This is a genomic window from Methanolobus vulcani, from assembly GCF_900100715.1.
GTDB lineage: Archaea > Halobacteriota > Methanosarcinia > Methanosarcinales > Methanosarcinaceae > Methanolobus > Methanolobus vulcani.
Map to the genome: position 1 here is coordinate 283,933 of NZ_FNCA01000002.1, position 20,766 is coordinate 304,698.

At 41.3% G+C, this 20,766-nt stretch carries 21 protein-coding genes; 12 read left to right on the forward strand and 9 right to left on the reverse strand.

The window, feature by feature from the left end; genetic code table 11:
- Nucleotides 1–152: 152 nt before the first annotated feature.
- Entirely contained in the window at nt 153–539 is a 387-nt protein-coding gene (locus BLP52_RS04025; RefSeq protein WP_091708911.1) for a DUF5402 family protein, read from the reverse strand.
- Nucleotides 539–1,570 carry a peptidase U32 family protein gene (locus BLP52_RS04030; RefSeq protein ID WP_091708913.1) on the reverse strand — a complete coding sequence of 344 codons (1,032 nt, stop codon included), beginning with the start codon at nt 1,568–1,570 and terminating at the stop codon, nt 539–541. The genes BLP52_RS04025 and BLP52_RS04030 overlap by 1 nt, the downstream gene beginning before the upstream one ends.
- Before the next feature lie 90 nt (nt 1,571–1,660).
- On the opposite strand from BLP52_RS04030, the gene BLP52_RS04035 reads away from it, so the two are divergent.
- Nucleotides 1,661–2,482 carry a sugar phosphate isomerase/epimerase family protein gene (locus BLP52_RS04035; protein ID WP_091708915.1) on the forward strand — a complete coding sequence of 274 codons (822 nt, stop codon included), beginning with the start codon at nt 1,661–1,663 and terminating at the stop codon, nt 2,480–2,482.
- Between the two features lie 47 nt (nt 2,483–2,529).
- On the opposite strand, the gene BLP52_RS04040 is transcribed toward BLP52_RS04035, so the two are convergent.
- A complete protein-coding gene (locus BLP52_RS04040) occupies nt 2,530–2,940 on the reverse strand; it encodes a universal stress protein (RefSeq protein WP_091708916.1) in 411 nt (136 codons plus the stop codon).
- Nucleotides 2,941–3,056: 116 nt separating this feature from the next.
- Here BLP52_RS04040 and BLP52_RS04045 point away from each other — a divergent pair, with 116 nt between their 5' ends.
- Nucleotides 3,057–3,527, forward strand: a complete 471-nt coding sequence (locus BLP52_RS04045) for a DUF5806 family protein (RefSeq protein ID WP_091708918.1) — start codon at nt 3,057–3,059, stop codon at nt 3,525–3,527.
- Nucleotides 3,528–3,565: 38 nt separating this feature from the next.
- On the opposite strand, the gene BLP52_RS04050 is transcribed toward BLP52_RS04045, so the two are convergent.
- The gene (locus tag BLP52_RS04050) at nt 3,566–3,838 is read right to left on the reverse strand and encodes a hypothetical protein (RefSeq protein WP_091708920.1); all 273 of its coding nucleotides are present in this window, start codon (nt 3,836–3,838) and stop codon (nt 3,566–3,568) included.
- Between the two features lie 186 nt (nt 3,839–4,024).
- On the opposite strand from BLP52_RS04050, the gene BLP52_RS04055 reads away from it, so the two are divergent.
- On the forward strand, nt 4,025–4,345 hold the full coding sequence (locus BLP52_RS04055; protein WP_091708922.1) for a DUF6951 family protein: 321 nt from the start codon (nt 4,025–4,027) through the stop codon (nt 4,343–4,345).
- Nucleotides 4,346–4,478: 133 nt separating this feature from the next.
- Here the strand turns inward: BLP52_RS04055 and BLP52_RS04060 are convergent, their stop codons facing one another.
- Nucleotides 4,479–4,745: a DUF2769 domain-containing protein gene (locus BLP52_RS04060; RefSeq protein WP_091708924.1), complete on the reverse strand. Its 267-nt coding sequence runs from the start codon at nt 4,743–4,745 to the stop codon at nt 4,479–4,481.
- 245 nt (nt 4,746–4,990) lie between these two features.
- Here BLP52_RS04060 and BLP52_RS04065 point away from each other — a divergent pair, with 245 nt between their 5' ends.
- Entirely contained in the window at nt 4,991–5,275 is a 285-nt protein-coding gene (locus BLP52_RS04065; protein WP_091709192.1) for a signal recognition particle protein Srp19, read from the forward strand.
- 80 nt (nt 5,276–5,355) lie between these two features.
- Here BLP52_RS04065 and BLP52_RS04070 read toward each other — a convergent pair whose 3' ends face one another.
- The 3 genes from BLP52_RS04070 to BLP52_RS04080 form a co-directional block, all read right to left on the reverse strand.
- The gene (locus BLP52_RS04070) at nt 5,356–5,538 is read right to left on the reverse strand and encodes a preprotein translocase subunit Sec61beta (RefSeq protein ID WP_091708926.1); all 183 of its coding nucleotides are present in this window, start codon (nt 5,536–5,538) and stop codon (nt 5,356–5,358) included.
- Nucleotides 5,539–5,664: 126 nt separating this feature from the next.
- Nucleotides 5,665–6,684 (reverse strand): S-methyl-5-thioribose-1-phosphate isomerase, encoded by a 1,020-nt coding sequence (locus BLP52_RS04075; RefSeq protein ID WP_091708927.1) that lies wholly within the window; start codon nt 6,682–6,684, stop codon nt 5,665–5,667.
- A gap of 66 nt (nt 6,685–6,750) precedes the next feature.
- Nucleotides 6,751–7,605 (reverse strand): TIGR02391 family protein, encoded by an 855-nt coding sequence (locus tag BLP52_RS04080; protein WP_238380711.1) that lies wholly within the window; start codon nt 7,603–7,605, stop codon nt 6,751–6,753.
- A gap of 89 nt (nt 7,606–7,694) precedes the next feature.
- Between BLP52_RS04080 and BLP52_RS04085 the strand changes: the two genes are divergently transcribed.
- Both BLP52_RS04085 and BLP52_RS04090 read left to right on the forward strand, forming a co-directional pair.
- Complete coding sequence (locus BLP52_RS04085) at nt 7,695–9,539, forward strand: HD domain-containing protein (RefSeq protein ID WP_091708929.1); 1,845 nt, start codon at nt 7,695–7,697, stop codon at nt 9,537–9,539.
- Complete coding sequence (locus tag BLP52_RS04090) at nt 9,539–10,291, forward strand: tRNA (adenine-N1)-methyltransferase (protein WP_091708931.1); 753 nt, start codon at nt 9,539–9,541, stop codon at nt 10,289–10,291. Before BLP52_RS04085 ends, BLP52_RS04090 begins: the two co-directional genes overlap by 1 nt.
- 61 nt (nt 10,292–10,352) lie before the next feature.
- Here BLP52_RS04090 and radB read toward each other — a convergent pair whose 3' ends face one another.
- On the reverse strand, nt 10,353–11,018 hold the full coding sequence (gene radB, locus BLP52_RS04095) for a DNA repair and recombination protein RadB (RefSeq protein WP_091708933.1): 666 nt from the start codon (nt 11,016–11,018) through the stop codon (nt 10,353–10,355).
- 425 nt (nt 11,019–11,443) lie between these two features.
- On the opposite strand from radB, the gene BLP52_RS04100 reads away from it, so the two are divergent.
- From BLP52_RS04100 to BLP52_RS04125, 6 genes are all read left to right on the forward strand, one after another.
- Nucleotides 11,444–11,695 carry a glutaredoxin family protein gene (locus tag BLP52_RS04100; RefSeq protein WP_091709195.1) on the forward strand — a complete coding sequence of 84 codons (252 nt, stop codon included), beginning with the start codon at nt 11,444–11,446 and terminating at the stop codon, nt 11,693–11,695.
- A gap of 26 nt (nt 11,696–11,721) precedes the next feature.
- Nucleotides 11,722–14,121 (forward strand): anaerobic ribonucleoside-triphosphate reductase, encoded by a 2,400-nt coding sequence (gene nrdD, locus BLP52_RS04105; protein WP_091708935.1) that lies wholly within the window; start codon nt 11,722–11,724, stop codon nt 14,119–14,121.
- Nucleotides 14,122–14,129: 8 nt separating this feature from the next.
- Nucleotides 14,130–14,918 (forward strand): anaerobic ribonucleoside-triphosphate reductase activating protein, encoded by a 789-nt coding sequence (locus BLP52_RS04110; protein WP_091708936.1) that lies wholly within the window; start codon nt 14,130–14,132, stop codon nt 14,916–14,918.
- Nucleotides 14,919–14,984: 66 nt separating this feature from the next.
- Nucleotides 14,985–15,848 (forward strand): DUF4349 domain-containing protein, encoded by an 864-nt coding sequence (locus BLP52_RS04115; RefSeq protein ID WP_091708938.1) that lies wholly within the window; start codon nt 14,985–14,987, stop codon nt 15,846–15,848.
- Between the two features lie 137 nt (nt 15,849–15,985).
- Entirely contained in the window at nt 15,986–16,978 is a 993-nt protein-coding gene (gene thiL, locus BLP52_RS04120; protein WP_091708940.1) for a thiamine-phosphate kinase, read from the forward strand.
- 167 nt (nt 16,979–17,145) lie between these two features.
- The gene (locus BLP52_RS04125) at nt 17,146–20,766 is read left to right on the forward strand and encodes an S-layer protein domain-containing protein (protein WP_238380712.1); all 3,621 of its coding nucleotides are present in this window, start codon (nt 17,146–17,148) and stop codon (nt 20,764–20,766) included.

Below are 20,766 nucleotides of genomic sequence, written 5' to 3' on the forward strand. Positions count from 1 at the left end.
AACGTCAGGTGGTTTGCATTATATTAAATACTTCTTAAACCTTTCGAATGGAACAAGCCAGAATACGGGTCGTTCATTTTTGGAGCTCAAAAAATACCGCTAGCAACCAACGGTATAAATATATATTTCAAAAAATATTGAAAAACAGGATTTTATTCCCTGCGTGAGAAGTTAAGTATATATATATCTGGTCTCGGCTGTTTGCCGGTACCTCGTGCGAAGTCCAGATAGCATCTGTTGCAAAGCACTCTACTGTTAAGTGATGCCACCTCTGCCGTACCAGGCACAAGTCTTGCAAAAAGGAATGAAGGTTCTACTTCAAGATTCTCGGAAGTTATTCTCAGATATTCATTAATATGTTCCTCAAATATCTCCAGATCATCAAACTGCAGTCCTCTGCTATTGATAGTTAACCCTTTGCATCCGCATGGAAGGGCAAAAGCATCCATCTCTATAAGGAAGACAGGCTTTGCAAGCATGTTCCTTAATTTATTCTCAAGTTCACCACGGTTCTTTGCCAGTGTATCTATAATAGTCATTATTGCCCACCTTTGCTCTTAAGGGGTTTTAGTATATTCTCGCATCCCTCTGCGGTATATACTTTGATTATCTTCTCTGCCAGTTTTTTACAGTATCCGCATTTGTTGCAAACTTTACTGCACTGCTTCCACTGGTTAATGGCACCATCGAGTTCCTTGTTTGGTATGTAGAAAAGGTCACGTATATCTCTTGGACAATCAAGCAGGTCCATAAGATTCCCATCATAGGATTCATTTGCATAGGCCTGGACATTGTTCAGTATCCAGTTAGGGAAGTGTGTCCTTCCTCCAATCTTGAAAATGTCTGTAATGTGCTTGTACTCTTTCAGGTCTTCAGGTCTTATCCAGGGGGACTTGATAAGTTGCTGAGGGTCACTGATCCTGAGTGATAGGCACTTGTAGTAATAATAGTCATCCAGAACATTCAGTTTTGGTCCCGGACCATTGGCATGTGAAAAGAAATTGAAGTGTGCATACCTGAAAGGACATTGGTAAAGGCATCCTTCATTTACAAGAAGTTTCAGGTCACAGGACACTGCATCTCTTATTGCTTCAAGCTTTTCAAAATCCCGGTTAATGACAGGATCTATTACTATAGTGTCCGCACCAAGTTGTTCATAGAACTCAGCCTTTTGCGGTGAATCCACAAAGGAAAGGACTGAGACAACAACTTCCATGCCGTAATCTTTTGACAGCATCTCTATAAAATAAGGCTCAGCAACAGTTACTGCATCTACGCCAATGTTATGAAGCTGTGTGAAATACCAGTTTACCCTATTATATCCTTCAGGGGTTAGGTGCTGGCCGCCCATACATGAACTGTTCAGAACCACTTCCATCTTCACATTTTCTTCATGGACACGCGCTGTCTGCTCAGCAATTTCTTCAAGTCCTGGTGAACTGAGATTAGTTCTCCCGGTGCCTACATAGTCAGGTGTACCTGCCATGTAGATACCATATATATCTTTAGAACCAGTAAGCAGCTCCTCAAGCGCTTCAAGGTGTCCTACGTGTGGCGCATACAGTTTCATTGCTTTGCTGGTACTCTTTAATTTAGATAAGCATTTTGGTTCCCTGTAAAAAGCAAAAACCTTATCAATTACTAAAATGACCAATAATCCATGATCCTTGGTGCCTCATCGTTTGCAGGAAGTTTTTCCGATATTGCTTCTGAATTGCAGTCAGTTGAACTGTACATGCCCAAACTTGGTGTGTATAAAGATTCTATTTTACAGAGAGATATTCTTGAATCATTGCTCGATGAGCTTTCAACAGTTGATCTGGATACCTCAATTCACGCACCTTATTTTGCAGATGTCCCAACTTATCCAAAGGATGTGGTGGTTGATGTTGCATCAATGGGCGAAAAGGAATTCCGTCTGATACGTGAATCCATTGAACTGGCATCCCGGCTGGGATCACGCGCAATAGTATTACATCCGGGGAGGTTTGAATGTGGGGATGACCACGAGTCATGTTTCAGTAAGATGGTGGCCAATCTGAAAATTCTGGCATCAGATGCTGAAGATTCAGGAGTGGTGCTCGGTCTTGAGAATAAGGAAGGAACTTCTACTGGCAATATGTGTTGTGATGCCACAGAACTTGTGCGCGCAGTCAAGGCTGTAAATTCTGAAAATCTTGGTGCTACTTTTGATATCGGTCATGCAAACCTTACCTGTGGCGGTGACAGCAACAAGCTGAGACAGTTTGCAAAAATCATGGCTCCATATGTGATTCATGTACATGTGCACGACAATGGAGGAGTCTGGACCGATGAATATGATGGTGACCAACATCTTGCTCCAGGAGCAGGTACTATAGATTATACTGTCCTGAAGGAATTGAAGAACAGGAATTATAAGGGAATATTCAATATGGAGGTTTTCTCCATGGACGATGTGCGCACTGGAAAGGCAACAATAAGAAAAGCCCTAAATGATTAACTTCCCCGTACAACTAATGAAAATATGAATCTTCTGAAATCACAGGCTTATGCAGTATAATTAGGCGGCACCACAAGTACAAGCACATCAGATATCTGAAGCACCTTTTCAGTAACTGATCCTACTATCTTTTTAAGACCATTCTTTCCCTGCGTACCGATGACTATACGGTCTACACCTTCATTTCTGGCGATCTCAACTATTTTTTCAGGAGCACTGCCGTCCTCTATTATAGTATCGATCCTATCTTCGTCACATCCGGCTTCTGTGAGGATGTCTGTGATGGTGGAAATTACACTGTCCGCTCCTTTCTTCTGCCATGTCTTTCTGGAAAAACCCTTGTCTGGAACCACATGAAGAACTATAAGTCTGTAATCATGATTCTGGGCTATCTTTGCAGCTACCTTTGCGGCATTTGATGAATACATCGAGCCATCGGTTGGGATAAGTAATTTCATTCAAAAGCTGAATTGTGCAGGTTATAATTAAATATGTTGGAACCATTTTGTAATACAGTGGCTGCAATACTTTCTATTTGTAGGCTTCAGCTATATTCTGGCATGGGTGAATGACGATGAACAAGTATCAGAAATTCAAAAAAATGGATAACAAAAGTTATTCCGATGTAACTCGTTTTTTAAAAGAAACTACTCATCTGACAGCACGTGAATGGGTGATCTCCAGGATGTGCGCAGACTTCAAGAATCTCTCCAATCACTCGGAAATGACATGGATAGGTGAAAACCTCCCTGAACTTGTTCCATTCATGGATGAACAGTATTCCAGGCAGGAAGTCTCAAACGCACGTGCCTCATTCAAGAAAAAAGTCCAGCGCAGTGGCACAACATTCTTTTACGCATATTATGCCGGTCTCATAACTCAGGAAGAAATGCTGCAGATCATCCATCAGATGGTAAAAGATATCAAAAAACTAATGGATACTGAAGGCAGTGAAGTCCCGGAGGAGCATGCAACTGAGGTTCAGATGCTTGTTGCCGAGGTACTGAGAAATATTAACGAATCTCTGGATGAAGATTATTACTGAGAAAAATCAAAAATGTCAGGGCTAATAACTATAAGGTATCAGGGTTCGATACCATTTCTGTCACAGTAGTTGAGATATCCCAGAAGCATTCTCATTTCGACCTGTCTGATGTATCTTGCCTGTACCTTGGATACATGCAGGGTATTTTCTCCCATTTTTAATTTTATGTCAGAGTCCTTTGGCATGCTCATATCAGCAGGAACGATGGCTGGTCCTCCACAGGTGGTACAAAGTCTGTAGTCTTTCTTTGATTTGCGGATAAAATCCTCAACTTCGTTCTCAACTTTTATTTCTCTTGGTACATCTATCATGGATACAAGGCAGTATTTAGTATACTTAAGTCTATCCACTATTTCAATGCAATATTGATTTTGAACTATTATCGGTCCGTTCATTATTTCATTAAGTGGTAGCATATTTTGCTTCTGAACTTTCCGGAAGTTGAAATTCTATATTTTATTATCGAATGAAAGGTTCAATTATAAAATGGTGATAAATTGGCTGAATTTACTGTAAAATCCACAATTTGTGATTTTGTTCATAAAGTAAGTGGAGTCAAAGATGGAAAAATGATTATTGTTGATATTGATACTCCCTGTGAGAAAATCAAAAAGCTCTCTCATATGGAAGTTCCTATGATGGAAATTCTGGACATAAAAAACAATTATGTTATTGATCAGGCACATGAAGCAGGATGCTCTGCCAATTGTCTTGTTCCCTGCGCTGTCATCAATCTCTGCAGAATGGAAGCAGGCTTCCTTGCAAAATCCCTGGTTAAAAAATCAGGCGGTATAAGCATTGAATTTAATGAGGTTTGAATAACCTGACTTGTTTCATACAGTGGAATTAGTAGGAAGAACATCTTACTATTGAATAATTTTGTATGATTGTGGCAAAAGATGAGTTATTCTAGGTTAGCTGCTTTCAGGATTTCCGTATATTTAAGTATGTCTAAAAACAGAAATACATCTTATTAAGCCCGTTCTCCTTGTATACTTCACAATCCTGGCATATGCAGCCTTTCTGTTCTTCAATACATTTACTTTTTCCAAAAGCACAGAATAATCCTTCCATATGTTCTGCTTTAGCTATGTCTCCTTTTAATATATTCATAGCACTTTCAGGTATTGCTTTCACTTTACATGCAAATGAATAACTCGGACATTTAATACATATGCACTTGCTTAAATTATCTTTATTTTTCTCCACATTCCCCATATTTGTCACCTCTTAATTGATTCTTGATTCATCTGCAGCATTTTCTATAATAACTCTATCTTCACTTCAGAATCTAGTCAGGTTCCCATTTCTCCACATTAAAAATCTGTATTTTTCGTACTTAACATTATTGCTTTTTTGAGTTAATTCTCTATTCAAATCTCCCTGCTTAATTTTGGCTTAACTGAACTCTCATTTTCAGGTCAAATTTAAATCGAATGAGTTGTATTGTAAAATCCATGATGATGAAAGACAGGGGTAAACTGGTCATCTGGCCTGCATACATCGATAAGACCAAATCAAGAAAGGATGGTCGTATCGTTTCCAGAAAGACCTCTGTACAATCCCCTACAATTACTGAGATTAATCAGGCAGCATCAAAGCTTGGGCTGAATCCTGAAGTTGAAGCAGACAAAGCCTATCCTCGTAGCTGGTGGGAAAATAAAGGCAGGGTACTTATCGATAATACTGCACCAAAAACTCATCACTGCAGAATGATATGCGCAGCTATCAAGGAAATGCGTTCCTGATAGTACCCACTATCTTTTCTTTATTTTTATTTGTAAAAAAAAGGATGTTAGTGTGGCAGTTGCGTTAGCAACATGCAGATTTATGGTAGTATTGGCCACATTCCAAAGTTTGCATCAAGTATAAGAATAGCAAGACCAATGACCACGCCAACGGCGACAACTGTTTTTGGGTCTACATGTATTGCTTTTTTGTCGGCTTCGTAGTATCTCATAAGACCGGCAGATGACATCAAGCCATTACCACTGGATTTCTTTTTTGCCATAATATCTCCATTTAGTATTAGTGATTTTTAGTGAGTAATATATAAACTTTATATTAACCATTTATGGTGGTTATTATTAATTTACCTGACCCTTTCATGTCATTAATGATTTAAAAGATTGTGCATTCATGCCAGAATTTCATCCAGCAGAAATGGTGGGTAGAATACTCCTCTCTCTGTGACCACTGCAGTCACATTTTCCATAGGTGTAGCATCAAAAGCAGGATTGTAAACTTTGACATCCGCAGGTGCGATCTGTACGTCTTTGAAGAAGCGAAGTTCGTTTGGATCCCTTTGCTCGATAGTGACCGTGTCCTCCCAGTTGTTCGGGTCAAATGTTGATATTGGTGCTGCAACAAAGAATGGAACTTCATGTTCTCTTGCAAGGACCGAGTGTGTATAGGTTCCTATCTTGTTGAACACTGCATCGCCTGTGATCCTGTCAGCCCCAACAATCACTTTGTCCACCATGCCTTTGCTCATGACATGGCCGGACATTGAATCAGAAATGAGTGTCACATCAATATTATCCTGCATGAGTTCCCATGTTGTGATCCTGCCACCCTGGTTAAGCGGTCTTGTCTCACAGGCGATAACCTTGATATCCTTGCCAGCTTCAACAGCAGAGCGAATAACTCCCAGTGCGGTTCCCCAATCAACACATGCCATCTTTCCGGCATTGCAGTGTGTCATGACCGTGTCGCCGTCCTCCAGTAGTTTTGCTCCATGCTTTCCGAGTTTCTTGTTAGTCGCAACATCCTCATCAGCGATATTCTTAGCTTCAGCCAGCACTACATCCTTGATTCCGTTAAGGTCATATGCGTCTGAGATTGCACTCATGGTCTTTTCAACACCCCATGCAAGGTTTACTGCTGTTGGTCTTGTTGCTATGATGGTTTTTGCAGCTACATTCAGGTCTCTTATGAGTGCATCCATATCATTTGCACTGCTCAGAGTTGCGGCAAGTGCGATACCATAGGCACCGGCAGCTCCAAGTGCCGGAGCTCCCCGCACACGCAGGGACTTTATTGCTTCACAAAGGGATGCAAGCGTTTTGCATTCAATTACCTTGTACTCCATCGGAAGAAGTGTCTGGTCTATCATTACAATTGAATTAGAGTCATTATTCCAGTCTATGGTTCTCATGGTATCTGCCTCTCTTAATGTCTGAACCGGGATAAAAATGTGAAGGTCGATATTTGTATTTTGATCTCAGTTTTTATCATAATTAGTTGGGACACAGTTGTCTAATTTTCGATGTAATAGAGAAATTAAGGAAAGGTAGTCAGCTGCATCATCTTCTCCATCCCAAAGAATCTTTGGTTCATGGGCCAATGGGTTTCTGATAGCTCCGAAACAACCTTTTAAAAGCATGGCAAAACCTTTGTGTTCAGATTTTTCCGTTTCTGTTCTTAGAGAATTTATTGCTAAGATTGGTCTTTCAATAGCAAACACTTTGTCAACAAGTGCTGCACCATCCAATTCTATACCTGACATGTCACGAATTCTTTGAGCTAATCCTTTGGTTGCTTCAAAAACAGCATGGAAATAGTTCTCTTGCAATAGCTCTGCCTTGCAATATTTTACAACCTCTGGATGTATCTTCCTTCCTTCAAACTTGCTTCGGATTGTTCTCAGTCTTTTTTCGGCTTCAGTTAATGTACGTGCATTTTTACATTTCCTGAAATTACCGTCTTCTCCATACTCAAAGCCTGAAAAAATTAGTATATTATTTACTTTCTCTCTATTTTCTTCGAATTCTTCTTTGCGACCAACAAATCTAACAGGATTCATTAATGATTTAATAAATCGAAATATATGATTTGCACATTTGTATTGTTTCTGTGATTCTGTAAATGCCCAGTAAAGGCGCTTCCACTTAGTACTTTTTTGTGGATTATCTTCAAAGTTTAATTCTTCAAGAATTCTGGTAATGTCGCTCCCTTTGCCACATTCTCCAAGTGATTTTGCAAGTGCTTCCAAATGGCTTTCAGAAAAAGGTGGAATTTGTTCCATTTTATCAGTTCTTTGTTTAAGTGTAGCGCTATTCAACTTTTTGAAGTCCACTATATAATTATTCCTAATTTAGTTTTAGTTAAATCGCAGTTAATTGTTTTGCCTTTCATTTATATACTCTCTCTTCATATTATCTGCCAATGCAAAAACCTATGATTATTCACGACCCGGTACACAAGACCATCATACTTGATGAGTTCGAGCAGATGGTTCTAAACACAAAACATGTTCAGAGACTGAGAAATATCCAGCAGCTCGGACTTGTTGATCATGTCTACCCTGGTGCCAATCATACTCGTTTTGAGCACAGTATCGGTACTATGCATATGGCATCTATTATAGGTCGTTCACTCTCACTTGAGGATGAGGATATTCGCAAAATTAGGCTTGCAGGACTTCTGCATGACGTGGGTCATTCTGCATTCTCGCATGCTGTGGAGAATGTACTCAAACGTAATCCTCAGTTGCAACCGGTGATTGAAGGAAAGAAATTCATAAAACACGAAGCTTTTTCCAGGGATATAATTTCCCGGATTCTACCTCAGGATAATTATATTGCAGGACACGTTGAATCTGAGTTTGGAATGGATGCATTCGACTTTTTTGCTGAAATATCTAAAATAGCAACCGGAGATTCACGTTCCATATCAAAACCATATCTTGCACAGGTCATTGCAGGTGATGTGGACGCAGACAGAATAGATTTCCTGCTGCGTGATTCGTATCATACAGGTGTGTCATTCGGACTTATTGATGTCGATCAGATTATCAGCAGTCTAATAATTAAGGACGAAAATATCGTTCTGGGAAGTACGGATGGTTCCAGCTATGGAAATGACATGGCCTTAACAGCTGCGGAATCAATGCTGATATCCCGGGCTCATCACTACACAGCAATCATACATAATCCAAAAACACAGGCTGCCAGAGTGATGTTGCTATATGCACTTGAAGATGCTCTTGACCAATTTAAAGACAAGTCGGGAACAGATGCGGCAAAAGATGAAATTGTCCGTTTTTTTACAGAATACAATGACAATGATCTGCTTAACTTCATAAGGTCGAATACATCTGAAAAATCATTGTCTTTGCTTGGCAATCTTCGTGAAGGCAGGTTGTATGAACCTGTTGCACGGCTCAGTCAGAAGATACTCAGGCCATCCACCAGGATGTCACTTTCAACAATTGCCCGGCATGGTGTGGCTACTAAGAGACTTGAAACAAGGCTTGCAAAGGAACTTGGCGACGTACTTGTTGATCTTACAGTAGCATCAGGTGTTCCAAAAAGCATGCGTGTTGCAATGGATGATGAAGATGGATTCTTCTATGATGAATCTGCATTAGCTAACGGTCTAGTGCGTGCAATATCACGCCAGCTCTCACTAACAGCATTTTCACATCCTGATGTTGTCCTGGATAAAGACTCATCTTCTGTGATTTCTGAACTTCGCAGGGTTGTTGATGACCTCTCACCAAGACTTCTTCATTATACCAGAGAGGACCAGTATCTTCCAATTGAGGGTATAATCCTGTTATTCTATGCGGTTCACAGCATTTTCGTTGATGAAAAACCGGGATTTGTTTCAATTCCCAGGCTAAGACATATAACATGGCTATATCGTACTATTCGTGAACTTGGTACTTTCCCAAAGCTTAAGAACCTCTTTGATTACTCATTCCACGAACGGTATGGTTTTCCATATTCTGAAAAGGTCTTTGAGGATATTCAGGTTCTGGTTGCTATGGGTATAGTTGATGAGGACCTTCGTTATTATGAAAAAGATGGAAGGTTCCGGCAGAGTTATGAATATGTTCTGACATGGGAAGGGGTTGAATATGCAGGGACACTTGCAGATGCATATCGTCCTGAATTTGAAGAAATGATGTCTCATCTTTCAATGGTCAAGCATTCTATCAAAAGGGATATAGTTACTATCCCGTCAAACAGGTATGTAGCTAAAAAACGATCCATAGGTGTAAAATAATGTTAACAGGCGAGTTGGTTTTGCTGAAGACGTCCCACAGGGACAGGGTCAAGGAATTCATTGCGAAAGTTTCCGATGATCAGTTGCACACGAATTTTGGGATCATAGATTTATCCTCACTTTCAGATAAGGAACCTGGTGATATTGTAGTCTCTCATATGGGTCATGAATTCACAATCCAGCGTCCTAAGATGCCAGATTTCTTCAGGCATGCAAAAAGAACTGGTGCTCCCATGATGCCAAAGGACATTGGCATGATAATTGCTTACACCGGTCTTAACAAAAATGATATTGTCCTTGATGCAGGTACAGGTTCCGGAATTCTTACAATGTACCTCGGTTCCATTGCAAAAAGAGTTGTCACTTATGAAGTGAATGAGGAATTCATGAAGGTAGCAGCTAAGAATGTGCAGAGTGCTGGCCTTGATAATGTGGAACTTCGCTGTGGTGACATTGTTGATGAGATTAAGTGCATCGATGAAAAGTTCGATGTCATAACTCTCGATACTCAAAACACTAAAGATGTCATTCCAAATGTCAGGAAAGTACTTTATCCGGGTGGCTTCATTGCAACGTATTCTCCTTTCTTTGAGCAGACAAAAGAAATACGTGATGCACTTGATGCTGAAGGTTTTGATGAGGTTATGACGATGGAATTCACTGAACGTGAGATCTCATTTTCTTCAAGGGGAACTCGTCCTTCTACGTCAAAAGTAGGGCACACAGGCTTTATAACAATAGCAAGAGCCTGAATTTTTATTTTTAAAATCTTTCTTTGTTTATCTATTCTGGCTCAGTTTTTGGAGTTTAAAATTATCTGACGCCTTCATTGGTGATGGTAAATTCACAGGTACCGCCTTCAGGAAGTGAGCGGTGTTTCCAGAGCTTTGCACGTCTTTTGCCATCTCCGGTCTTTTCAAGCTGGATTATGGTCTTTGATATGTGCTCGATCCCGCTGCCGCCTATTGGTCTAACGCCGCCTGCCATGTCGTTGTAGACCTGGTTTGTCATGACAGCAACTATTCTGTATTTGCGTGCAATGGCATGTACCAGTCCTATCTGGTTTGCAAGTTCTCTTCTTGTCCTTATGCCGGATTCTTCCTGGTCAAGTTCGAATCTGTAAAAAGCGGTTGCAGAGTCAATCAGTATCAGTCCGACTTTGTCTGATATGAGCTTCTCGATCTCTTTTACTGCTGCATATTGTTCTTCAAAATTATGAGGTTCAAAGATAATTATCTGCTGAGCTATCTCTTTAGCATTTTCTCCGGCAATCTGCCTGAACCTGTCAGGTGAGATGGCTTCGGTATCTATGTAGATAGCTTTTTTTCCTTTTTTGACACATTCCACTGCAAGCTGGAGACACAGATTTGTCTTTCCACTTCCCGGTTCTCCAAATATTTGTGTGACTACGCCTGCTTCAAATCCTCCTCCTAAAAGATCATCAATAGGCTTGCAGCCGGAACTTAGTTGTTCAGTTATCTTTACACCTCTTTGCCAGAATTATCTGCTATAATAGGGTTTATAATATACATCTTTTGGCACTGGTAGTGTGTTTTTCTTTTATCTTTTTTTCTTTTTTATTTTTCTGGTCTTCTTGTCATTTCCTCTTTGCTCTGAAAAAAATATAAGCTATCATATCAGTTTCATTGTTGTTATCATGTTAGTTTAATTTATGTTTCATATTTGATAACAAATATGGTGTGCTATACTCCACTGTATATTCAAACGCAGTTTGAAAAACCATTATTAAGCTAAAAACCATTTGTATAATTTACCTTCTGGAAACAGAGGTTTCAATAACTACAATGTCATTTGAATGCGTTTTTCAATTTGGCATTGTTGTTCCTCTCCAGAATAGGACTAATATAATAATTCATTTATATACAATCGAGGGACGCGAGAATATGGTTGAAGTGGTTATATATACAACACAGACTTGCCCGAAATGCGAGCAATTAAAAAAGGTACTTGAATCAAAAGGAGTTGCATTTGCAACAGCAGATATGTCTACTCCTGAAGCTTTGACCGAACTAAAATTTAATGGTGTTTTCACCATGACTGCTCCTGTACTCCAGATCGGCGATGAGTTTTTAACTCATAAGGAACTGTTCAGTGGTCCTGACGTGAACCTGGAAGCATTGGGCAGTATATTCTAAGTGCAATCAAACTAAAGGTGGGAATGATGGACGTATGTGCTACTAATATTAAGGACAAGGTCGAACTTGAAAATGCAGATTTGGGAACTGACATGCAGGTTCGCGCAGAGGAAGACGAGAGGACAGATACCAGTATGACAACACTCGCAAAACAACATGCTATACAGAAGACGCTCGATGGTCATGATATATCCATAATGCCAAAGGTACGTACCACCGCTGGCCATATGGTGGACTGGGATCGCAGTATAATTGTGAACCAGTTGTTAAAGGAAACAAAGCTTGCTGAGAGATTCCACGGCAAGCCCGGCATCGAAAAGGATGAGGCACTTGAAATTGCAAAGGATGTAGAGCGCCGTATCAGAAGCCTTGATCTTAAGTTCCTTTCAGGTCCGCTTATCAGAGAAATTGTCAACATGGAACTTCTTCAGAGGGGTCATGTTGAATGGAGAAACATCTCTACCAGAATAGGTACTCCTGTATACGATGCATGTGAGATCGATCTTGGAAGCGGGTTTGAGGCAAATGATAATGCAAACCTTCAGGAAAATGCTGAAACATCTCACAAGAAGAAGGCAGACAAGATATCAAAGGAACAGTATCTGCTACTGTTGCCTCCAAAGCTTGCTGATTTGCACCTTAATGGTGACCTTCACATTCATGATCTTGAATATCTTGGAACCCGTGCTTTCTGTCAGGACTGGGATCTGAGGTATTTCTTCTACTATGGTCTTATGCCAGATGGTTCAGGTGCCAAAGCAAGTGTAGCCGGCCCTGCAATGAAAGCTGAGGTTGCCATCCTCCATGCAGTGAAGGCTCTGGGAAGTGCCCAGACAAACTTTGCAGGTGGTCAGGGATTCTATAACTTCCTTACATTCCTTGCTCCATACCTTGAGGGCAAGAGTTACAGTGATATTAAGCAGCTCATGCAGATGTTCGTGTATGAGATGACCCAGATGATGGTAGCCCGTGGTGGACAGGTAGTATTCTCTTCAGTCCAGCTTTCTCCAGGTGTACCAAAGCTCTGGAAGGACAAGCCTGCTGTCTATAAGGGACGTGTCCACAATGGTGAGAATGGAACCCAGACACGTACCTATGACGAGTTTGAGCGTGAGGTCCGTCTTGCATTCAAGGCTCTTATGGACGTAATGATCGAAGGTGACAACTGGGGTAAGCCGTTCAACTTCCCAAAGCCTGAGATCTCAATTGAGCCTGACTTTATGGAAGAGGATGAATTCTTCAACAAGGCACATCCTGATCTTCCAGGTTATGAGGAACTTTATGACATGACATTCGAACTTGCAGCAAAGTTCGGAACTCCATATTTCGATAATCAGTTACCAGAATACAGAGGTGCAGGTGAGGGTATATCCTGTTATCAGTGCTGTGCATACCAGTTCTCAGCAAATGCTGATGCAGATGACAGTTTTGAGGACAAGCTTTTGTTCAAAGATGGAAAACATTTCTCAATGGGTTCCTGGCAGGTTGTCTCTCTAAACTGCCCAAGAGCGGCATACAGGGCGAATGGGGATGATTCTGCTCTGTTTGCCGACCTCAAACAACTGATGGATCAGTGTATACAGCTCTTCAAGACAAAGCGCAACTGGATGGAGAACATCATTGATAACAACAGGATGCCATTTGCAACACAGAGACCAAAGGACCCTGTTACAGGTGAGAAAGGATGCATTGCAGTGGATATAGATTCACTTGTATGCACCATCGGTGTTGTAGGTATCAATGAAATGGTTCAGTACCACACCGGTTCACAGTTGCATGAATCAAGAGATGCATTCAAGTTTGCTATCAGGGTAATGACCGAAATGGAAATGTATGCACACGAGCTCAGTCAGAAGCATGGTCTTGAGATCGCTCTTGCACGCACACCTGCTGAGACAACAGGTCAGAGATTCTCAGTATCTGATATGCTCCATGATGAGTACAGGGACTGTGTCCTTGAAGTTGTCAAGGGCGACAAGGAAGCTGCTCTTGCAAATCTCAGAAAGACCACAGATCTGCCTGTCTATTACACCAACGGTACACACGTACCACCGGGTGCCAACATCTCACTTATTGACAGGATAAACATCGAGCATGTGTTCTTCCCTATCGTTGATGGTGGAAATATCTGTCACATCTGGATGGGTGAAGGTTCACCAGATGCAAAGGGACTCAAAGAGTTTGCAATGAACATTGCAAGAAACACTCAGATAGGTTACTTCGCTTTTACCAAGGACATGACTGTATGTCTCAATGACTTCCATATGATGTCAGGTCTTAAGTGCACATGTGAGAACTGTGGTTCCACCAATGTAGAGCAGATGTCCAGGGTAACCGGATATGTCCAGGCAGTAGGTGGCTGGAACAATGGTAAGAGGCAGGAACTTGCAGACAGAATGCGCTACAGTTCCTCAGACATGATCTGAAGCTAAGTATGAGAGTAAATTATGGGAATACCATTCCCATATCAACTGTAGATTGGCACGGAAAGGTGTCGATCGTCTTCTTTTTACGAGGATGTCCTTACAGGTGTCCTTATTGCCAGAACCATGAGCTCGTTTTTGAAAGCAACATGGTGGAAGCTTCCGTACTTGAAGCAGAGATGAAGAAGTCCCGACCCTTTGTAAGCAGTGTGGTTTTCTCAGGTGGCGAACCCTTGATGCAGAAGGATGCTGTTATGCATCTTGCAGGGTATGCAAAGAAAATCGGCCTGCTTGTGGGTGTTCATACTAATGGCTATTATCCTCACGTAATGGCCGAACTTATAGAGAAAGGGCTTGTGGACAAATTCTTCATCGATGTCAAGGCTCCGCTGAATAAGACGGAAAAGTATGCAAAGGCAATTGGGTGTCTTGATTATACTGATATTCATATTGATCCGCAAAAAGTGGTTGAAAAAGTTTGTGAATCTATTAATCTGGTTCTTAAAAATGACATTGAACTTGAAATGAGAACTACTATTATCAGGGATTTTATGGGAAGTTTCGATGAAGTCTCAGAAATTGCAAGATCCATTAATGAACTTACTGGCAGTCGTGAACCAGTTTATGTTCTTCAGCAGGGCTTTGGAGAAAATGCGATGATGGAATCTCTCAGGGATATAAAGCCGTTAAGCAGGAATGAACTTGCTGAGCTTGCGGATGTTGCTCATGAGTTCCTTGACAATATCTATGTCAGGACAAAAGAGAAAGGCAACGAGAAGCTTAACTTCGAATCAATTTGAAGTTTAAACAATTTTTTAATACTTTCCTATCAATCATTTAATTATACTTTAAAAGGGTGTGATTAAATGAAAGCAAAATTCAGTAGCGTTGCGATACTAATTATTCTACTGGCAGCTACTTTTGTATCTGGCTGTGCGAGTAGCTACCAAGAATCCTCAACACAGTCATCAGATTACATGGCAGTTGAAGAATACGATAACTCATATGCAAGAAATGTAGTTATGGATGAGTCCGGATATGCTGATTATGGCGGGGCTTCAACTGCTTCTGTGGACCGCAAGACTATAACTACTGTTGATATGACCATACAGGTTAGCAATGCTGCAGAGGGCATTGACAAGATCTCAAAAATGGCAGTTGCCTCAGGTGGATATGTTTCCAGTTCTTCGATTTATGATTCTTATTATGGTTCCGACGAAAGTAAGGAAGGATATGTTATTGTCAGGGTTCCTGAGTCAGAATATTCATCTTTCCTTGAGGATGTGGGTGAACTTGGTGAAGTGACAAGTAAAAGTGTAAGTGCCCAGGATGTAACTGAAGAATATATTGATGTAAGTGCACGTCTGGACAATCTTGAAAGGCAGGAGTCCCGCCTTCAGGATATTCTGAATATGACTGAAACTGTTGAGGATGTCCTGGCAGTTGAAAAGGAACTGGAAAGAGTTCGTGGTGAGATCGAAAGCCTCACAGGAAGGTTGAATTATCTTGATGACAGAATCGAGTTTTCAACTATCAGTATCCGTGTAACAGAACCAAGGCCAATAACCCGTTCATGGGGCATCAGGGATGCAATATCTGAGTCTGTTAACGGTTTCATATCAATGATCAATGCATTGATAATCCTTATTGGTTATCTCCTGCCACTTGTGATCGTTCTGATATTCTTTGGCGGAGCTGGTCTGTTCATCAGAAGAAGGATTAGGAGATAGGTCTTTTAGCCGAACTTTTGTTTTAAGCTGGCATCCAACTGCCAGCAAATAATTCTTTTAAGTTTTAAGTATTAAGCTTTAGTAACAATGGTCCATGTCAAGTAATTATATATAGCACATTAAAATAGCAGATAACTATGAATGACCCTATTTCCGTATCCGAGCTTGGTGAACGTCCTCTCATAAGTCGTCTGTCAGGTATTTTCAGTTCAGTATATAACCCTGATGTTGCATTAGGTGCAGGACCCGATGACTGTGCTGTTGTTGATATTTCTGAAAATGAGTATATGGTAATAACAACGGACATGTTACACCGAAAGACTGATTTTCCTCTTTGCATGACTCCGTGGCAGATAGGCTGGATGTCTGCTGCAGTTAATTTCAGTGACGTTGCGTCAATGGGCGCCAGGCCAATAGGTTTTCTCTCAGCCATGGGTTTTTCTAAGGATACTGAGCTCTCATTTATTGATGAGATTTCAAGGGGAATGAACGATTGTGCCAAATTCTGTGGGACCTCTGTCATAGGTGGCGATATTGACACCCATGATGAGCTAACGATCACTGGCACAGCTCTTGGGAAAGTAAGTAAATCAGAACTTCTGACCAGAAGAGGTGCAAAGCCTGGTGATCTTATCTGCGTTACTGGTTTTGCAGGTTCTGCCGGAGCTGCACTACATGCCCTTGAAAATGATATTGATATTCCGGAGAGTCTTATGAATATGCTACTTGAACCTGTTCCACGGGTAAATGAAGCTCAGGAACTTGCCCGTACGGGTGCTGTAACAAGTATGATGGATACCAGTGACGGACTGGCAATGTCACTTCATGATCTTGGAGATCTTAATAAGGTAGGTTTTAGAATTGATGAGGGATCTCTTCCCATACAACAGGAAATTGTAGATTTTATAAGCGCAGAACGTTCCATTCTTTCTGATTTCGCACTTTATACAGGTGGTGATTTCGAACTGCTTTTCACAGTTTCCCCGGATATGCTGGAAGCAGCTCAAAGCGCATGTTATTTAAATGTTATAGGAGAAGTAGTTGACCGGGAAGTTGGTACTACACTTAGGTGCCATAGCGGAGAAAACCTGACGATTTTTCGAAAAGGTTATCTACAATTGGGGAATTAAGATTAGGCAGGATTAGTTTACGATATTTAATTATATATTTAATTTAAGGAAGGTTTAGAATGCGAAATAAATTCAAATTCATTTTATTCGGATTAACTTTACTAACATTATTATGTTATACGGCGACAGCTGCGCCGTCAATCACACCTACGCCGGCGGCAGCTACATTGGATACATTGACCGATAATCTGCCGCAAGCTTTTAGTGTTACTGTTTCTGAGAGTTCAGATATCGTATGGTATCTTGATGAGTCCCCTGTTCAATCCTCGGCTTTGAATCAGACCAGTGATTTATATTCAGCCAATCCCGGCTCCGCAGGTATTTACAACGTAACTGTCATTGCAACCAATTCAACAACATTGGCATCAAATCAGTACACATGGACCTGGAACCTGAATCAATCGCTTTCAATCGATTCATCAAGTCCCGGAAGCAATCCCGGAACTAATGTAGGTGACTCTCAAGCCTTCTCAGTTGATCTGAATCAGGTTGCGGACGTTAACTGGTACATAGATAATGTTCTTATGCAGACCAATTCTTCTGTCACGTCAGCAAGCTATACTAATAATACAGCTCCTGCAGATTCATACACTGTGAAAGCTACAGCATCCAATGTAAATGGAAGCAAAACAGAAACATGGACCTGGAAGGTCTCAACAGTACCGTCACCTACGATAACACTTTCAGACCCTTCTTCTTCTACTCCGTCTGATAATACAGGCGTTTCAAGAACTTTCACTGCCAATGTAGATCAGACTGTAAATCTGACATGGATCTTCAATGATGTTGCTCTGGGGCCTGTAAATAATTCGGTTACAACTTCTTCCTATACATTCAGTTCCGCACCCGAGGGTACTCACAACCTAACAGTGCTTGTGGAAAATGCTAATGGTGTTGACCAGAAGCAGTGGGATTGGACAGTAAGTAATGCCTCTCTAAGCATCACAGGCAGCAATCCTGGTTCTGATCCAGAAACAACTGTGGATACTACTCAGTTGTTCAATGTTACTACCAATCAGGCATGTGATGTTCAGTGGCTGGTGAATGGTACGGTTGTTCAGACCAATAGTTCCGTTACAACAGCTGATCTGTCAATTTTCAAATCCACTGCGGCTTCATATAATGTGACTGTTGTGGCTACAAATGTCAATGGTGTCGAGCAGAAAACATGGATATGGGATGTCCGCTCAAAAACCTACTTCTCAGGCGACAGAATATGGGATGCAGATGCAGGGCAGTCCACCACATATACATGGGATGCAAAGAGTTTCTCAGGATTCTTCTATGATCTTGAATCCGGTCTCAGTTCCGAGACAATGACAATAACCGGAATTAGCAGGACAATAGGAGATGAAAAACTTGTATATGAAACCAGGCCCGTTGAAACAGACTTCGAGCACAGTGGCTGGGGTAAATATCAGGTCATCGGTTTCATGGCTGAGAAATACTTTGCAGGATACACTTCGAATACAAGCATTACCGATGTTGACACTGTAAGTATGATGTCCAATGGTCAGCTTTCCAAGGTTCTTATGGACACTGATGATAAGGAAACTGTATATTCAGGCTCCTCCCTCGATTTGGAGGATGGTTACAAGCTCAACGTGGTTGAAGTCGACACGAATGGTGACAGGGTACTTCTGACTCTCACAAAAGATGGTGATGAGCTGGACAGCGATGTTGTATCGTCCAATGATGACTATGTATATAAGAAGGATCTTGGTGACAGTGACAATGTAGTTCTGATCGCTGTTCACTTTGCTGATATATTCAGCGGAACCGAATCAAATGCTGTGTTCGTTCAGGGTATATTCCAGGTATCAGATGCATACGATTCCGTCGAAAACGGGGACAACTATGGTAAGATGCAGGTCACAGCCATCAGTGATAACTTGATACAGATGAAGAATGATGGTTCTGTCTCACTTTCAGCAGGAAAGACCATAGATATCATGGGCAAGATCAAGTTCGAGGTCGCAGATGATAGTACTCTCAGGTTCGCTCCTTTCGTTGATATGACTGATCCGGGAACTTACGAACTCCGCGGTACTGTTGCAGAAGGCAATGAGCTTATTACATGGACCCCTCTTAACTTCGAAGGATTCTATTATGACATTGATGAAGGTATTCAGACAGAAACACTCCAGTTAACAAGTATTTCCGGCAGGACCATCCCAAGCGATGCACTAGTCTATACCAGTACGCCGGCAGCTGTGACCTTTTCACACAGTGCCTGGGGCAAATTCAATGTCATGGGATTTATGGCGGAGAAATACTTTGCAGGTTATCCTTCAGGAACATTCGGTTCAAGCAGTGCGGTTGATCTCTTGTCTTCAGGTCAGCTTTCTAAAGTTCTTATAGATAGTGATGACAAAACCTCAGTATACTCCGGTCAATCTCTCACACTTGAGAATGGTTACACCCTGGACATAGTAGAAGTCGACAGTGATGGTAACAAGGTCCTTGTACAATTGAACAAGGACGGAGATGAAGTTGACAGTGGCATTGCATCTGCAAACGACAACTACATCTATGAAATGGACCTGGGAGATTCAGACAATGTACCTGTCATTGTTGTGCATTTCAATGAGATCTTCAGAGGCTCTGAAAGCAATGCTGTGTTCATCCAGGGTATATTCCAGATATCAGATGATTACACAACCATTGAAGATGGAGATACCAATGATAAGATGGAGGTCACAAGTGTTGGCAGCAGTATTGTCATGAAGAACAGCAATTCAATATCACTTTCCCGGGGAAAAGAAATCTCACTGATGGGTGATGTAGTTATCAGAGTCGCTGACTCTGGCACAGTAAGGTATTATCCTGCTGTTGATGTGACAACATCTGCCAACGAAGCACTTTCTCTCAGTCTGAGTGATTCTACTATTACTGAAGGTGAAAGTATCAGCATCACTGTAACTTCACGTGGTGCATCGATCAGTGATGCGACTGTAAAAGTTGACGGTAGCAGTATTGGTAATACTGGTGATGACGGTACCCTTGATTATACTCCTTCAAGCACAGGAACACTTGATATAACCACTGAAAAGGATGGATATACATCAGGATCAACACAGCTTGAGGTAATATCAAAGGACGATGAGACCAGAAAGATGAGCATCGAGGTTTCACCTTCTGAAGTCTATGAAGGAAACACGATGACAATATACGTTCTGAAGGCTATCGGCGGCGATGCTATTTCAGGAGCAGAGATTACACTTGACGGCAAGTCTATTGGTACTACCGGCAGTGATGGTACAATATCTTATACTGCAACTGAACCCGGAGCACACAAACTCGTAGCCACCAAGTCCGGTATGAGTGATGCTGAACTTGATCTTAAGGTCAATGAACTTGCAGCTAAATTTGAGTTCAGCAATCTGGCAATAACTCCTCTTGAAATAAAACAAGGTCAGGATGCAACCATCAGTGTTGATGTTGCTAATACGGGCACTGCTGCAGGTGACTATACCGTGGACCTCAAGATCAATGATGTTGTTGTTGATTCACAACTTGTCAGTCTCTCTGTAGGTAATTCAACAACAATTCAGTTCAAGCACAAAGAGGACGAAATCGGAACCTACACTGTTAAGGTCGGTGGTCTTACAACAACATATGAGGTCTTTGAGAAATCAGGAACCATTCTTTATGTTCTGGGTGCAATTGGTCTTGCAGCCATTGGTGGAATCGCATATCTGTTCACAGCAGGTGGATGGACGGTAGAAATAGCACAGGCAAAAGCTGCAGAAGCAATAGAAACAATCAGAGAGTTGATCGGGAAATAA

Excerpts from the sequence above, each read along its gene's own strand:
- BLP52_RS04090 (WP_091708931.1), top strand. The coding sequence starts at position 9,539 with ATGTTAACAGGCGAGTTGGTTTTGCTGAAGACGTCCCACAGGGACAGG.
- BLP52_RS04030 (WP_091708913.1), bottom strand. The coding sequence starts at position 1,570 with ATGAAACTGTATGCGCCACACGTAGGACACCTTGAAGCGCTTGAGGAG.
- BLP52_RS04025 (WP_091708911.1), bottom strand. The coding sequence starts at position 539 with ATGACTATTATAGATACACTGGCAAAGAACCGTGGTGAACTTGAGAAT.
- thiL (WP_091708940.1), top strand. The coding sequence starts at position 15,986 with ATGAATGACCCTATTTCCGTATCCGAGCTTGGTGAACGTCCTCTCATA.
- BLP52_RS04050 (WP_091708920.1), bottom strand. The coding sequence starts at position 3,838 with ATGATAGATGTACCAAGAGAAATAAAAGTTGAGAACGAAGTTGAGGAT.
- BLP52_RS04085 (WP_091708929.1), top strand. The coding sequence starts at position 7,695 with ATGCAAAAACCTATGATTATTCACGACCCGGTACACAAGACCATCATA.
- BLP52_RS04070 (WP_091708926.1), bottom strand. The coding sequence starts at position 5,538 with ATGGCAAAAAAGAAATCCAGTGGTAATGGCTTGATGTCATCTGCCGGT.
- BLP52_RS04065 (WP_091709192.1), top strand. The coding sequence starts at position 4,991 with ATGAAAGACAGGGGTAAACTGGTCATCTGGCCTGCATACATCGATAAG.
- BLP52_RS04110 (WP_091708936.1), top strand. The coding sequence starts at position 14,130 with ATGAGAGTAAATTATGGGAATACCATTCCCATATCAACTGTAGATTGG.
- BLP52_RS04045 (WP_091708918.1), top strand. The coding sequence starts at position 3,057 with ATGAACAAGTATCAGAAATTCAAAAAAATGGATAACAAAAGTTATTCC.
- BLP52_RS04060 (WP_091708924.1), bottom strand. The coding sequence starts at position 4,745 with ATGGGGAATGTGGAGAAAAATAAAGATAATTTAAGCAAGTGCATATGT.
- BLP52_RS04075 (WP_091708927.1), bottom strand. The coding sequence starts at position 6,684 with ATGAGAACCATAGACTGGAATAATGACTCTAATTCAATTGTAATGATA.
- BLP52_RS04040 (WP_091708916.1), bottom strand. The coding sequence starts at position 2,940 with ATGAAATTACTTATCCCAACCGATGGCTCGATGTATTCATCAAATGCC.
- BLP52_RS04100 (WP_091709195.1), top strand. The coding sequence starts at position 11,444 with ATGGTTGAAGTGGTTATATATACAACACAGACTTGCCCGAAATGCGAG.
- BLP52_RS04035 (WP_091708915.1), top strand. The coding sequence starts at position 1,661 with ATGATCCTTGGTGCCTCATCGTTTGCAGGAAGTTTTTCCGATATTGCT.
- nrdD (WP_091708935.1), top strand. The coding sequence starts at position 11,722 with ATGGACGTATGTGCTACTAATATTAAGGACAAGGTCGAACTTGAAAAT.
- BLP52_RS04115 (WP_091708938.1), top strand. The coding sequence starts at position 14,985 with ATGAAAGCAAAATTCAGTAGCGTTGCGATACTAATTATTCTACTGGCA.